At 62.1% G+C, this 13634-nt stretch carries 8 protein-coding genes, 2 tRNA genes and 3 rRNA genes; 9 read left to right on the top strand and 4 right to left on the bottom strand.

The features are described from left to right. The first annotated feature begins 472 nt into the window (after positions 1–472). Both ACHMW8_RS00225 and ACHMW8_RS00220 read left to right on the top strand, forming a co-directional pair. On the top strand, positions 473–2068 hold the full coding sequence (locus tag ACHMW8_RS00225; RefSeq protein WP_395444460.1) for an ATP-binding protein: 1596 nt from the start codon (positions 473–475) through the stop codon (positions 2066–2068). A 221-nt stretch (positions 2069–2289) separates the two neighbouring features. Next, on the top strand, positions 2290–2865 hold the full coding sequence (locus tag ACHMW8_RS00220; RefSeq protein WP_395444459.1) for a hypothetical protein: 576 nt from the start codon (positions 2290–2292) through the stop codon (positions 2863–2865). Between the two features lie 48 nt (positions 2866–2913). On the opposite strand, the gene hfaD is transcribed toward ACHMW8_RS00220, so the two are convergent. The 3 genes from hfaD to hfaA are packed head-to-tail and all read right to left on the bottom strand — an operon-like array spanning position 2914 to position 5562. After that, on the bottom strand, positions 2914–4173 hold the full coding sequence (hfaD, locus tag ACHMW8_RS00215) for a holdfast anchor protein HfaD (protein ID WP_395444458.1): 1260 nt from the start codon (positions 4171–4173) through the stop codon (positions 2914–2916). Continuing rightward, a complete protein-coding gene (gene hfaB, locus ACHMW8_RS00210) occupies positions 4091–5104 on the bottom strand; it encodes a holdfast anchoring protein HfaB (protein WP_395444457.1) in 1014 nt (337 codons plus the stop codon). Before hfaB ends, hfaD begins: the two co-directional genes overlap by 83 nt. After that, entirely contained in the window at positions 5101–5562 is a 462-nt protein-coding gene (gene hfaA, locus ACHMW8_RS00205) for a holdfast anchoring protein HfaA (RefSeq protein ID WP_125155799.1), read from the bottom strand. Before hfaA ends, hfaB begins: the two co-directional genes overlap by 4 nt. A gap of 159 nt (positions 5563–5721) precedes the next feature. Here hfaA and ACHMW8_RS00200 point away from each other — a divergent pair, with 159 nt between their 5' ends. Beyond that, positions 5722–6372, top strand: coding sequence for a rhomboid family intramembrane serine protease (locus ACHMW8_RS00200; protein WP_125155800.1), 651 nt, complete (start codon positions 5722–5724; stop codon positions 6370–6372). Between the two features lie 57 nt (positions 6373–6429). Further along, entirely contained in the window at positions 6430–6861 is a 432-nt protein-coding gene (locus ACHMW8_RS00195) for a CBS domain-containing protein (protein ID WP_125155801.1), read from the top strand. A gap of 105 nt (positions 6862–6966) precedes the next feature. Here the strand turns inward: ACHMW8_RS00195 and ACHMW8_RS00190 are convergent, their stop codons facing one another. Beyond that, complete coding sequence (locus tag ACHMW8_RS00190; RefSeq protein ID WP_395444456.1) at positions 6967–7398, bottom strand: RrF2 family transcriptional regulator; 432 nt, start codon at positions 7396–7398, stop codon at positions 6967–6969. Between the two features lie 925 nt (positions 7399–8323). Here ACHMW8_RS00190 and ACHMW8_RS00185 point away from each other — a divergent pair. From ACHMW8_RS00185 to rrf, 5 genes are all read left to right on the top strand, one after another. Then, positions 8324–9808, top strand: a 16S ribosomal RNA gene (locus ACHMW8_RS00185). Positions 9809–9988: 180 nt separating this feature from the next. Further along, positions 9989–10065: transfer RNA gene (locus ACHMW8_RS00180), tRNA-Ile, on the top strand. A 65-nt stretch (positions 10066–10130) separates the two neighbouring features. Further along, positions 10131–10206: transfer RNA gene (locus tag ACHMW8_RS00175), tRNA-Ala, on the top strand. Between the two features lie 290 nt (positions 10207–10496). Then, positions 10497–13286 (top strand): 23S ribosomal RNA (locus ACHMW8_RS00170). Between the two features lie 103 nt (positions 13287–13389). Then, positions 13390–13504 (top strand): 5S ribosomal RNA (gene rrf / locus ACHMW8_RS00165). The 16S, 23S and 5S rRNA genes sit together here with 2 tRNA genes alongside, the layout of an rRNA operon. Positions 13505–13634: the final 130 nt, after the last annotated feature.

Here is a 13634-nt window from a genome sequence, read left to right as displayed (position 1 = left end):
CCGAGGAAACGTCAAAATCGCGGGCCAGTCTGCGGGAGCCGAGCACGGAGCGCGGGTTGGCGGGGTGCGACAAATTTGCCCGTTAACGGCTCACCAAGCGCGGCCTGTTAGAGAAACCGAGCTTGAGGAGCATCAGTAATCGCCTTGAAGCCGAGCGCAGACAATATTGCTGCTTCTGATGTTCCCGCGCGTCTTGGTCTGGGCCTGGACGGCCTGCGACGGCCTGTCTGGGTGTTCGACGACGTCCGCAAGCGCAAGGTCTACGCCAACCGCGCGGCGGTCGCGCTGTGGGGCGCGGCCTCGCTGGACGAGCTCCTGGCGCGCGACTTCTCCGACCAGTCCCCTGCCGTGCGCGTGCGCATGGAGGACATCGCCAAGCGCATCGAAGGCGGCGGCGCCGTTCGAGGAGCGCTGGACCTTCTATCCGAAGGGCCTGCCGGTCACGGTCCAGACCACGATCTCGCGCATCCTCTTGCCGGATGGCGGCCAGGCGCTCCTGTTCGAGGGCGCGACGGTCGCCCCGGAGGCCGACGAGCATCGCGCCATAGAGGCCCTGCGCCACACCAGCGCTCTGGTCTCGCTGTACGACGCCGACGGCTTTCGCATCTTCGGCAACCCCGCCGCCCTGGCCAGTTACCCGGGCGAGAACACCCGTTTCGCCGAGATCTTCGCCGATGGCGACGCTGGCGGCGCGTTGTGGGCCTCGACCCTGGGCGGCGAGACGATCGAGGGGGCCTATCGGGTGATCACCGCCCACGGCGAGCGCTGGCATGGTCTGGCCGCCCGCCGCACGCCCGACCCTGTAACCGGCGATCCCTGCATCCTGGTCAACGAGACCGACATCACCGAGGAGGTCGAGGCCCAGTCCGCCCTGGCAGACGCCCGCCAGCGGGCCGAGGCCGCCATGGCCGCGCGCCAGGACTTCCTGGCCAATATGAGCCACGAACTACGCACGCCGCTGACCAGCATCCTCGGCTTTACCGATCTGCTGGACGCTTCGGAGTTGGACGCCGAACAGCGCCGCCGCCTGGCGCGCATCCGCGATGCCGGGACCGTGTTGCTGGACACCCTGAACGACGTCCTCGACTTCTCGAAGCTGGAGGCCGGCGGGGTCAGTCTGGAGACCCGGCCGTTCGAGCTGCGCGCCCTGCTCGGCGCCACGGCCGGCATCTTCGAAGCCCAGGCTGGAGCCAAGGGGCTGGACCTCAAGCTCGACATCGATCCGTCCTGCCCCGCTTGGCTGGAGGGCGACGGCGATCGCCTGCGCCAGGTGCTGGTGAACTTCCTCGGCAACGCCGTCAAGTTCACCCAGGTCGGCTCCGTGGTGCTGAGCGCGGCGCGGCGCGAGGGCGCGCAGCCTGGCTTCGCCCGTCTGGAGCTTGCGGTGTCCGACACCGGCGTCGGCGTGCCGGAGGCGATGCTGGGCTTCGTTTTCGATCGCTTCGCCCAGGCTGGGCCCGAGGTATCGCGCAAGTTCGGCGGTACGGGCCTGGGCCTGGCGATCAGCAAGGAGATCGTCGAACTGATGGGCGGCCAGATCGGCGTCGACAGCATCGCCGGGGAGGGCGCGCGTTTCTGGTGCGTGCTGGACCTGCCGGTCGCCGTGGCCCCCGAAAGCCGCGAGCCCGAGGTCCCACAAGCGCCGTCGCGGCCGCTGAACCTGTTGGTCGCCGACGACAACGAGGCCAATCGCGAACTGATCGGCGCGCTCGTCCGCGCGATGGGCCACGCGGCCGACGTCGTCGCCGACGGCCACGCGGCGGTCGAGGCCGTGGCCTCCGGCGGCTACGATCTCGTGTTGATGGACGTGCAGATGCCGCGCATGGACGGTCTGGCCGCCACCCGGGCGATCCGGGCCATGCCGGGCGAGACGGGCCAGACCCCGATCATCGCCCTGACCGCCAATGTCCTGCCCGAGCAGATCGCCTTCTATCGCGCCAGCGGCATGGACGACCACGTCGGCAAGCCGATCAGCCCGCGAGAGCTGCTGCTGAAGGTCTCCCTCTGGGGCGATGACCGCGGGCGGAAGCCGGCGGATGGGGCGACGCTGGACGGCGTTCGGGCCTGAGATCGGCCCCCCGGACGCGCCGCGATGCGCGCCGGAACTCTCGGCTCGTTAGCATCGTTGATCGAACAAGGCGCGGCTATGGACGCGAAGCGCCCTTTCATCTCGAGCAAGGGGCTTCACGCCATGCGATCGATTCTTCTGATGCTGCTGGGGGTTCCGCTCCCCATTATTCTCCTCCTGGCCTTCTGCACCCACCATTTTTGAGCCGGAGGACTGTCGCCATGGCTTACGGAGCCGAACTTTCAACAGTCGACATCCCCGACGAGCACCAGTCGGCCGTCAGCTGGGATGCGATCTGGGCTGGCGCCGCGGCGACGGTCGCGCTGCTCTTCGTTCTCGTATCGCTGGGCGCGGGCCTGGGCCTTAAGATGGCGCCGCGCTGGCCCGCGGGCCTGGAGGCTGATGATTTCACGCCGGCGGTCGGCGCGGTCTTCGTCGCCTGTCAGGTCGTGGCGAGCATGCTGGGCGGGTATCTGACCGGACGGCTGCGAACCAAATGGCTGCACGTCCATGATCACGAGACCTATTTCCGCGATACGGCTCACGGTCTGCTGGCCTGGGCGACCAGCGTCGTTGGACTGCTGGTGCTGGGGGCGTTGACGGCTCAGGCCCCGGTCGCGTCGGTCGATGCGCTGGCGCCGGCCGAAGTGATCCGCGCCGGGCAGATCGGCGCGCAGATCTCCCTGTTCCTGGGTATCGGCGCCCTGACCAGCGCCTTCGCCGCCAGCGTCGCCGCCACGATCGGCGGCATGCGGCGCGACGACATGCACAGGCTGCATCGCGTCGCGAAGCCGTAAGGCTTGTCGCTGGGGCAGGGCGCGTGCGTTCCGCCTAGGTGGGGCGGCCTAGTATCCTGGTGAGGTCACGTTGAAGCTGGCGTTGTTGCCGATGGCGGTCGAGACGCCCGTCACCTGGCGGCCAGAATTGATCGTGGTGCTGGAGCTGGCGCCGATGTCGGCGCTGTTGGTCTGGTTGTTGGTCACGGTCATGCGGCCGTTGCACTTGGAGCAGGCGTAGCCGGTCACCGCATTGCCCATCGCCGTGGCGCTGGTCACCGTGTCGTAGCCGTCCTGGCCCTCGAAGCTGGCGATCGCCTCGACGCCGCCGCCGGTATTGGTCTGCAGGTTGTCCAGGGTCAGATCCGCGCCGACATTGTTGACCTGCGAGGAATTGCCGGCGGCGTAGGCGCTCGTCTGGGCCGCGCCGAACAGATACGAGGTCCCCTGCGCCTGGCCGCGCACGTACGAGGTGTTCCACTGGTTGGACGTGACGTCCGCCAGCGGACCCTCGTTCTGGACCGCCAGGTTGTTGCCGGTGGCCGTGGCCACCGTCGCCGACAGGTAGCTGTTGCCGTAGGCCGTGAACTTGCTGGCCTGGGTCACCTCGGCTGTATTGGCCTGATCGGTGATGGCGCGGACGGCCGACTGGTTGCCGCCGCTGATATTGATGTTGTTGCCCGCGGTGGTCGCGGAGACCGCGCTGGTCCCCGAGACGTAGCCGACGTTCGCGCCGCCGTCAGCGAGGACATTGGCCGTGGTCGACTGGCTGATCCGCACTCCGGCCGAGCCGTTGTCCAGATTGACGCCCTGGCTGTTGCCCATGGCCAGGGTCGAGACGGTCAGGTCCTTGGCCGAGGCGTTGGCCGCCTCGACCTGGCCACGCGCGGTGACCGTGTCGGAATTGACCTGGACGACGCGGGCCGAGACCGTGCCGTTGGACGCGGAGAGGGCGCCGGAATTGCCGACCGCCGTGGTGCGGACCGCCGAGACCGCGCCGGCGTCGGCGCCGACATCCACCACGCCGTGGGCGTAGACCTTGCCCTGGTTTTCCTGGGTCGAGTCGACCGAGGCGTCGGCATTGGTCACGCCGATCGAGACGCCGTTGGCCTGGGCCGTCGTGCTGGCGGTGACGCCGTCGGACACCGTCTGGACGTTCAGCGTCTGCTCCGAGAAGAGCTCGCCGAGATTGATCTGGTTGTTGAGAACCGGGCTCGGCGAGGTCGTCTGGGCGTAAGCGGGCTGGCTAGTAACGACCGCGCTTAGAATTGCGAATATCGGGATCACGCTTCGCGTTCCAGCGAGACGGGTCGTCGCGGGTTTGCGCATTGTTCGTTCCCAGGTTGTCGTAGGCCGGAGTGAAGGCGCCGGTCTGGCCGACCGTCGCGTCGCCGAACGGGTCGTAGCGCAGGCAGCTTTGCGGGCCGGGCATGCCGTAGAGGTTGGCGCTCATCTCGACGGTGGCCCGCTCGATCAGGGCGCGCACCGCCAGCTGCATGGGCTCCAGCGCCCCGCGGCCGGCCGAGATGTCGAAGATGTTGCCGTTCAGGAAGTCGAAGATGCCGGCGCTGATCTCGCGGCCGACCACCTGCTTCTGGTACGAGATGACATCCACCACCTCGAGCGTGCGGGTGTTCACCATGCGCAGGTCCAGCGCGATGTTCATGACGAAGACGCGGCGGCGGAAGTTGCCTTTCAGCCCGTCGGTGTCCTTGTCGCCGACATAGGCGTCCACGCCGGCCGAGCGGATATTGTAGTTCAGCTCGGTGATGCCGCCGACGACGTAGAAGTCGGAGCCGGGCACCTGGCCGGCGATGATCTTGCGGTAGTCCGCCGGCGCGTCGGGCGCGGGGTTGGGACGGTCCGAGATCAGCTTGTTGTTGGCGTATTTCAGCTCGAACTCCGACACCGAGGTGTCGAAGCGCTCGACCATGGGCATGCCGGCCTTGGCGAAGGCCGAGAAGGCCATCAGCGAGGCGCCCTGCGTCACCTTGCGGCCAGAGCCGTCGGACTCTTCCTTGCCGGTGTAGTCGGCGATGCGGCCGATGGCGATGCGCGGCGCGGCCACGTGATTGGCGCGGGCGTACTGGTTCAGACAGACCAGGGCGGCCGAATAGTCGGTGGGATTGGCCGTGACCGGCGCGCTGCCGATCGGCTTGGCGTAGTTGCCCGCCGTCGAGGCCACGGGCACGCCGCCACAGCCGGTCAAAGCCGTCGCGCCCATCAGGGCCAGGACGAGACTCGTGCGTTTGAAGTTCATTGCGGAGTTCCCGCCTTCACCACGTTCGAGCCGGCGGTGACGTTGCCGTTGTTCACCTGGCTGGAATTGACGATGACCGTGTTGTTATTGCCCTGGGTGATGACCGTCAGGTTGTTGCCGATCGCGGTCGAGCCGGCGTAGCCGCCCACGCCGCCGACGCCCGAATAGGCGTCCAGCGAGCCGGACGAACGGCTCGACGAGAACACGCTTTGGTCGGAACCCGTCAGCATGACGCCGTCGACGATCACCCGGTTGCCGTTGGCGTCGCGGGTCGAATACTCGACCATACGGTTTTCCTGGCCCGAGCTGCGGCCATAGCCGGCGTTGAACGAGGCCGAGTTGGTCGACATCGACTGCGCCGCGGCGACGCCGCCGAGACCTAGCGTGGGGATGCACAGCGTGAAGACGACGGCGGTGGCCGTCGCGACGCCCATGTTCTTTTTCCGATGCCAGGCCATGAAAGGCTCCGCGAACTGTCGACACGGCGCGGCAAGCAACACCCGTGCCAAAAAGGTACAGATCGACGTGTAGGCCCTAGGTCGAGAAAAAATGGTTAAGCGCGCGCCGGGGCGATGGGCGGTGGTTCGAATCGTCGTGAGGCGCCCTAGATAGATGCCATGAGCGAGCAGCGTTCCGAGCCGATCTTCAACGCGCCCTGGCCCGCCCTGCTGGCGGCGGCTTCGATCCTGGTCCCGCACATCCTGCTGTCGCGCGCCAGCGACGCGACCGTCGAGTCCCTGGCCCTGGTCCCGCGGGACTTCTGGAACGGTGTCTGGACGGGGCCCGTGACCATGATGTTCGTGCACGGCGGCTGGGTTCACGCCCTGATGAATAGCGCCTTCGCCCTGGCCTTTGGCGCTCCCGTGGCCCGGCTGGTGGGACTAAACGGCCGGGGAGGGGGAATCTTCTGCCTCTTCTATCTGGTGAGCGGCGCGCTGTCGGGCGTCGGCTACGCGGCGATCCATCCAGACAGCGCCAATGCGGTGATCGGCGCGTCCGGGGCGGTCTCGGCCCTGATGGGCGCGGCCGCCCGGATCATGGACTATCCGGGACGGGTCGGACCGATCCTGGGGCCTCGCGTCATCTCGCTGGGCCTGGGCTGGCTGATCGTCAATCTGGTGATGGCGGTTGCGGGCGGCCTGCTGACCATGGGGGCCGGCGCGGTGGCCTGGGAGGCGCACCTCGTCGGCTTCGTCGTCGGCGTCCTGCTGATCGGTCCGTTTGCCCGCTGGGCCGGCGTTCATCCCGAAAGTCCCGAAACCCATTGATCGCGCGGCCTCTTTGCGAGACCCTCCTTCCCTAGAAGAACATAAGGGAGAAGCGCGGTGCTGGTTTCTCAGATCCTGAAAGACAAGGGCGATCTCGTGTTCACGGCCTCTCCACAGGAGACCATCGGCGCGGCGGCCGCCTTGCTTCATACAAGACGTGTCGGGGCCATGGTGGTGGTCGACGGCGAGGAGGCGGTGGTCGGAATCCTCTCGGAACGCGACATTGTCCGGGCCATCGCCAAGGAAGGCGCCGGCGCGCTGACCAAGCCGGTCAGCGCCTGCATGAGCACCAGCGTGGTGTTCGCCCAACCGGACGAGACGATCGACGCCCTGCTCGAACGCATGACCGACCGTCGGATCCGACACCTGCCGGTGGTCAGGGGCGGGCGTCTGGCGGGGATCGTCTCGATCGGCGACCTCGTGAAATACAAGATCAACGAGGCCCAGGCCGAGGCCGAGGGTCTCAAGGCCTATATCGCCGCGGGCTGATAAGGCGGCGAACCCCCTGGCGGACGCGCTCCCGCGGAGCGTGACCCTGGCCGCTGGCGCGCGGCCGGGGTCACGCTCGCAGACCTTCTCTATATATGACGGACGTCAGCCCTCGATCAGTTCGGCCCCGGCGCCTTGGACGGCGTCGGCGACGCTGTAACCTTCGAGCACGGCGGCCGTGGCGTCGCGGGCCCGCAACAGGGCTTCGCGCAGGGCGCAGGTGGCGAGATCCCGGCAGTCCTCGCAACGGCGGAAGGCGGTGCGGCTGACGCAGGGCGCCAGGGCCAGGGGGCCGTCCACCAGGCGGATGATCTCCGCGAAGCTGATCTCCCCGGCCGGACGACCCAGCACATATCCTCCGAACTTGCCTCGCCGGCTGGTCACCAGGCCCTCGCGCGACAGAGAGAGAAGAATGGCTTCCAGGAACTTGCGCGGGGCATCCGCGCGTTGGGCCAGTTCGCCAGCGGTCAGCTGGGCGTCCGCGCGGGCCAGTTCGATCATCGCGCGCAGGGCGTAGCGGGCCTTCTGGGACAACATGGACGCCGGGGACCTTTTACATGAAGCCTAGCGGGCGTGTCCGTACGGGCGCGCTCTATAGAGTGCTCAGCCTTCTGAGCGAGGCCAGGCCGGCGCGCAAGCCTGGATGACGCCGTTCATACACAGGGAATGGGAGGGTCTGGGGATGAATTCGCGATTTCCGCGCTTGCCGGAGCGGGGCGTGGGCTCTAGAAGCCGCCCCTCGCTTCGGGGCCACGGCCCGCCGGACGAAACCTTGGCCTTTTGGACTTGCGTTTCTGAAAGCGGATCGTTAAGTTCCGCAGCCTCAATCGAATCTCTTCTGACTTACGGCGCTCCCAAGCGGCGCGCCTCGGTCACCTTTTGCGTTCTGAAATGGCTTCGGCCCCCAAGGAAACAAAAGTGAAAAGGGCGGTTGACCCGGGAGTTCTGCTTCGTTAGAAGCCGCCCTCCCAGAAATACGAAGATGTTCGCAAGGGCTTCCAAGTATTTCGATCCGGGAAAGCTTCTATTTCTTTTCGAAATAATTGCTTGACTGGATTTGGTGGTTTCTTTAGAAGCTGCCGGCTCCGCTGGTGACCTTGGGGTTGGTTGGCGGGTTTGTCGAAAAGTTTTGAAAAAAAACGATTTGACACGGAATTCGAGGTTCGCTAGATAGCCGCCTCCGCCGACACCGGGCGCTAAACGGTGGGGCCGCTGAGAGGCGGTTCGGGTCTTTGACATTGTTGATTTGGAAAGAGAAACGCAGGCGGCGGCGCTCTGGCGGTTACCCTTCGAGGTAACCTTCGACGCTGACAAATGCGGTCTCTTGAAGACACCATTAATACGGTGGCTGGCCTTCGGGTTGGTCATTGTGTGATGGGAACTCGTCAAGAAACTATGCAAACCAGATACCTGATCCTGGGTTTTCCCCCCCGGGATTGGAAGTCTGAAGTCAATGTCAACTCAACCTGAGAGTTTGATCCTGGCTCAGAGCGAACGCTGGCGGCAGGCCTAACACATGCAAGTCGAACGGATCCTTCGGGATTAGTGGCGGACGGGTGAGTAACACGTGGGAACGTGCCCTTTGGTTCGGAACAACTCAGGGAAACTTGAGCTAATACCGGATGTGCCCTTCGGGGGAAAGATTTATCGCCATTGGAGCGGCCCGCGTCTGATTAGCTAGTTGGTGGGGTAAAGGCCCACCAAGGCGACGATCAGTAGCTGGTCTGAGAGGATGATCAGCCACATTGGGACTGAGACACGGCCCAAACTCCTACGGGAGGCAGCAGTGGGGAATCTTGCGCAATGGGCGAAAGCCTGACGCAGCCATGCCGCGTGAATGATGAAGGTCTTAGGATTGTAAAATTCTTTCACCGGGGACGATAATGACGGTACCCGGAGAAGAAGCCCCGGCTAACTTCGTGCCAGCAGCCGCGGTAATACGAAGGGGGCTAGCGTTGCTCGGAATTACTGGGCGTAAAGGGAGCGTAGGCGGACTGTTTAGTCAGAGGTGAAAGCCCAGGGCTCAACCTTGGAATTGCCTTTGATACTGGCAGTCTTGAGTACGGAAGAGGTATGTGGAACTCCGAGTGTAGAGGTGAAATTCGTAGATATTCGGAAGAACACCAGTGGCGAAGGCGACATACTGGTCCGTTACTGACGCTGAGGCTCGAAAGCGTGGGGAGCAAACAGGATTAGATACCCTGGTAGTCCACGCCGTAAACGATGAGTGCTAGTTGTCGGCATGCATGCATGTCGGTGACGCAGCTAACGCATTAAGCACTCCGCCTGGGGAGTACGGTCGCAAGATTAAAACTCAAAGGAATTGACGGGGGCCCGCACAAGCGGTGGAGCATGTGGTTTAATTCGAAGCAACGCGCAGAACCTTACCACCTTTTGACATGCCCGGACCACCAGAGAGATCTGGCTTTCCCTTCGGGGACTGGGACACAGGTGCTGCATGGCTGTCGTCAGCTCGTGTCGTGAGATGTTGGGTTAAGTCCCGCAACGAGCGCAACCCTCGCGATTAGTTGCCATCAGGTTTGGCTGGGCACTCTAATCGTACTGCCGGAGTTAATCCGGAGGAAGGCGGGGATGACGTCAAGTCCTCATGGCCCTTACAAGGTGGGCTACACACGTGCTACAATGGCGACTACAGAGGGCTGCAATCCCGCGAGGGGGAGCCAATCCCTGAAAAGTCGTCTCAGTTCGGATTGTTCTCTGCAACTCGAGAGCATGAAGTTGGAATCGCTAGTAATCGCGGATCAGCATGCCGCGGTGAATACGTTCCCGGGCCTTGTACACACCGCCCGTCACACCATGGGAGTTGGCTTTACCCGAAGGCGCTGCGCTAACCGCAAGGAGGCAGGCGACCACGGTAGGGTCAGCGACTGGGGTGAAGTCGTAACAAGGTAGCCGTAGGGGAACCTGCGGCTGGATCACCTCCTTTCTAAGGATGCTTCTCCAGCCTCTCACGAGGCTATTGAGGCTCCAATTAGTGCGCTAGACGCACACAAATGAGCGGATCGCCGCCGTCTTCGTTTCTCTTTCCACTTGTTTCGGACCGTTAGGTTCGGGACACGATCGCGAGCCCTGGAGCGGATCATCTGATCCGATCTGAGCGGCCTATGGGCCCGTAGCTCAGTTGGTTAGAGCGCACGCTTGATAAGCGTGAGGTCATAAGTTCAAGTCTTATCGGGCCTACCACTCTTTCCACATACGGACCGCAACCGACCAGCTCCCGCTGGGCAAGCAACTCACACCGAGTGTGAGGGGCCATAGCTCAGTTGGTAGAGCGCCTGCTTTGCAAGCAGGATGTCGTCGGTTCGAATCCGTCTGGCTCCACCATTTTTCCTCGCAATCCTCGCTACCGCTTCGCTGCTTGAGCGAGGCTAGCTGGTAGGGTTGGGAAAATCGCGATCGAGGAATGATCAAGTTTGCAGCGGCTTTCGAGCCGGTGCGAAATGACATTGTGAAGGCAGGGTTCCTCCGCCAACCGTAGCTCACCCCTGGGATACGGACCTGGTTTAAGGATGGACTTAAGAAGACATCATTGTCTGACTAAAGGTAGAGCTCATGCTCGAGACCTTCCCGCGTGACGCGGCTAGGTCTCAAAGCGCATGGGTTTTGCTGAGAACGATCAAGCGCATAAGGGCTTCTGACGGATGCCTTGGCATTGAGAGGCGATGAAGGACGTGGCACGCTGCGATAAGAGCCGGGGAGGCGCGAGCACCCTTTGATCCGGCTATCTCCGAATGGGGAAACCCACCTTTATGGTCACCCAACTTAGCTTCGCTTTCGGGCGGGGCCAGGATTGGTTGATCAGAAGAGGTATAATGACCTGAATACATAGGGTTCATTAAGCAAACCCGGGGAACTGAAACATCTCAGTACCCGGAGGAAAGGACATCAACCGAGACTCCCGTAGTAGTGGCGAGCGAACCGGGACCAGGCCAGTGCTGTCGTGACATAAAGCTGAATGTGCTGGGAAGCACAGCCATAGTGGGTGATAGCCCCGTAAGCGTCAAATAGCGACAGACTCGAGTAGGGCGGGACACGTGAAATCCTGTCTGAACATGGGGGGACCACCCTCCAAGCCTAAGTACTCCTCAATGACCGATAGCGAACAAGTACCGTGAGGGAAAGGTGAAAAGCACCCCGACAAGGGGAGTGAAACAGATCCTGAAATCGGAAGCCTACAAGCAGTCGGAGCCACCGCGCGTGGTGACGGCGTACCTTTTGTATAATGGGTCAGCGACTTCATGTGCCGTGCAAGCTTAAGCCGTTAGGTGTAGGCGCAGCGAAAGCGAGTCTGAATAGGGCGAATAAGTACGTCGCATGACGACCCGAAACCAGGTGATCTATCCATGAGCAGGTTGAAGGTAAGGTAACACTTACTGGAGGACCGAACCGGTGAATGTTGAAAAATTCTCGGATGACTTGTGGATAGGGGTGAAAGGCCAATCAAACCTGGACATAGCTGGTTCTCCGCGAAAACTATTTAGGTAGTGCCTCGGACGTATTCCTTGGGGGGTAGAGCACTGGATGGATGCGGGCGGCGCGAGCTGTACCAATTCTAACCAAACTCCGAATACCCAAGAGAACTATCCGGGAGACACACGGCGGGTGCTAACGTCCGTCGTGAAAAGGGAAACAACCCTAACCATCATCTAAGGCCCCCAAGTACTGGCTAAGTGGGAAACGATGTGGGTTTGCTTTGACAACCAGGATGTTGGCTTAGAAGCAGCCATCATTTAAAGAAAGCGTAACAGCTCACTGGTCAAGCGAACCTGCGCGGAAAATGTAACGGGGCTCAAGCCAGTCGCCGAAGGTATGGGTGTGCACTCTGTGCACGCGGTAGCGGAGCGTTCCGTAAGCCGATGAAGGTGAGGCGTGAGCCTTGCTGGAGGTATCGGAAGTGAGAATGCTGACATGAGTAGCGATAAAGAGGGTGAGAGACCCTCTCGCCGAAAGCCCAAGGGTTCCTGCGTAAAGCTAATCTGCGCAGGGTTAGTCGGCCCCTAAGGCGAGGCCGAAAGGCGTAGTCGATGGGAATCAGGTGAATATTCCTGAACCAGTTGGAAGTGACGGATCTGGTAAATTGTCGGGGCTTATTGGATTGCTCCCGGCAGTGAACAGGTCCCTGGAAATAACTCCAACGGAGACCGTACCCGAAACCGACACAGGTGGGCAGGTAGAGTATACCAAGGCGCTTGAGAGAACTGTGCTGAAGGAACTCGGCAAATTGCACGCGTAACTTCGGGATAAGCGTGACTCTCTTTTGGGCAACCAGATGAGAGTGGCACAAGCCAGGGGGTAGCGACTGTTTATCAAAAACACAGGGCTCTGCGAAGCCGCAAGGCGACGTATAGGGTCTGACGCCTGCCCGGTGCCTGAAGGTTAAAAGGAGGGGTGCAAGCTCTGAATTGAAGCCCAGGTAAACGGCGGCCGTAACTATAACGGTCCTAAGGTAGCGAAATTCCTTGTCGGGTAAGTTCCGACCTGCACGAATGGCGTAACGACTTCCCCACTGTCTCCAGCACAGGCTCAGCGAAATTGAATTCCCCGTGAAGATGCGGGGTTCCCGCGGTCAGACGGAAAGACCCTATGAACCTTTACTGCAGCTTCGCCTTGGCGTTAGCAGCAACATGTGTAGGATAGGTGGGAGGCTATGAAACCGGGGCGCCAGTTCCGGCGGAGCCATCCTTGAAATACCACCCTTATTGTTGCTGACGTCTAACCGCCGCCCCGTTATCCGGGTCCGGGACATGGCGTGGCGGGCAGTTTGACTGGGGCGGTCGCCTCCCAAAGTGTAACGGAGGCGCGCGATGGTGGGCTCAGACCGGTCGGAAATCGGTCGTCGAGTGCAATGGCATAAGCCCGCCTGACTGCGAGACTGACAAGTCGAGCAGAGACGAAAGTCGGCCATAGTGATCCGGTGGTCCTGCGTGGAAGGGCCATCGCTCAACGAATAAAAGGTACTCTAGGGATAACAGGCTGATTTTGCCCAAGAGTCCATATCGACGGCAAAGTTTGGCACCTCGATGTCGGCTCATCACATCCTGGGGCTGGAGCAGGTCCCAAGGGTTCGGCTGTTCGCCGATTAAAGTGGTACGTGAGCTGGGTTCAGAACGTCGTGAGACAGTTTGGTCCCTATCTGCCGTGGGTGTACGAGACTTGAGAGGATCTGTCCCTAGTACGAGAGGACCGGGATGGACACACCTCTGGTGGACCTGTCATGGCGCCAGCTGTGCAGCAGGGTAGCTAAGTGTGGAATAGATAACCGCTGAAAGCATCTAAGCGGGAAACTAACCTCAAAACAAGGTCTCGCTGAGAGCCGTGGAAGACCACCACGTTGATAGGCCGGGTGTGGAAGTGCGGCGACGCATGGAGCTTACCGGTACTAATAGCTCGATAGGCTTGATCGTTCTTCAGTCAAACCCATGCAATCGCATGGCTCTACTTCAGACACTGATGTCTTCTTCACAATCACTGCCCTCGAAAGAGGGCGGTCGATATCCTTTTCGCTGACCTGGTGGCTATGCCGGGGGTTCCCCACCCGATCCCATTCCGAACTCGGTCGTTAAGTCCCCCTGGGCCAATGGTACTTCGTCTCAAGGCGCGGGAGAGTAGGTCGCCGCCAGGTCCGCCAAAGGATATCAACCAAACCAAGTCCAAACCCTGCCACACAATCTCACAACACCCTGACGCGGGGTGGAGCAGCCCGGTAGCTCGTCAGGCTCATAACCTGAAGGTCACAGGTTCAAATCCTGTCC

The sequence above is a fragment of the Caulobacter sp. UC70_42 genome (genome assembly GCF_044056025.1).
Lineage (GTDB): Bacteria > Pseudomonadota > Alphaproteobacteria > Caulobacterales > Caulobacteraceae > Caulobacter.
Note: the sequence above shows the minus strand (reverse complement) of the source record. Positions and strands in the feature narration are given on the sequence as shown.

Coding starts and splice junctions, on each gene's coding strand:
- hfaB (WP_395444457.1), bottom strand. CDS start 5,104: ATGAACTTCAAACGCACGAGTCTCGTCCTGGCCCTGATGGGCGCGACG.
- ACHMW8_RS00190 (WP_395444456.1), bottom strand. CDS start 7,398: ATGTTGTCCCAGAAGGCCCGCTACGCCCTGCGCGCGATGATCGAACTG.
- ACHMW8_RS00220 (WP_395444459.1), top strand. CDS start 2,290: ATGGCTTACGGAGCCGAACTTTCAACAGTCGACATCCCCGACGAGCAC.
- ACHMW8_RS00200 (WP_125155800.1), top strand. CDS start 5,722: ATGAGCGAGCAGCGTTCCGAGCCGATCTTCAACGCGCCCTGGCCCGCC.
- hfaD (WP_395444458.1), bottom strand. CDS start 4,173: ATGCGCAAACCCGCGACGACCCGTCTCGCTGGAACGCGAAGCGTGATC.
- hfaA (WP_125155799.1), bottom strand. CDS start 5,562: ATGGCCTGGCATCGGAAAAAGAACATGGGCGTCGCGACGGCCACCGCC.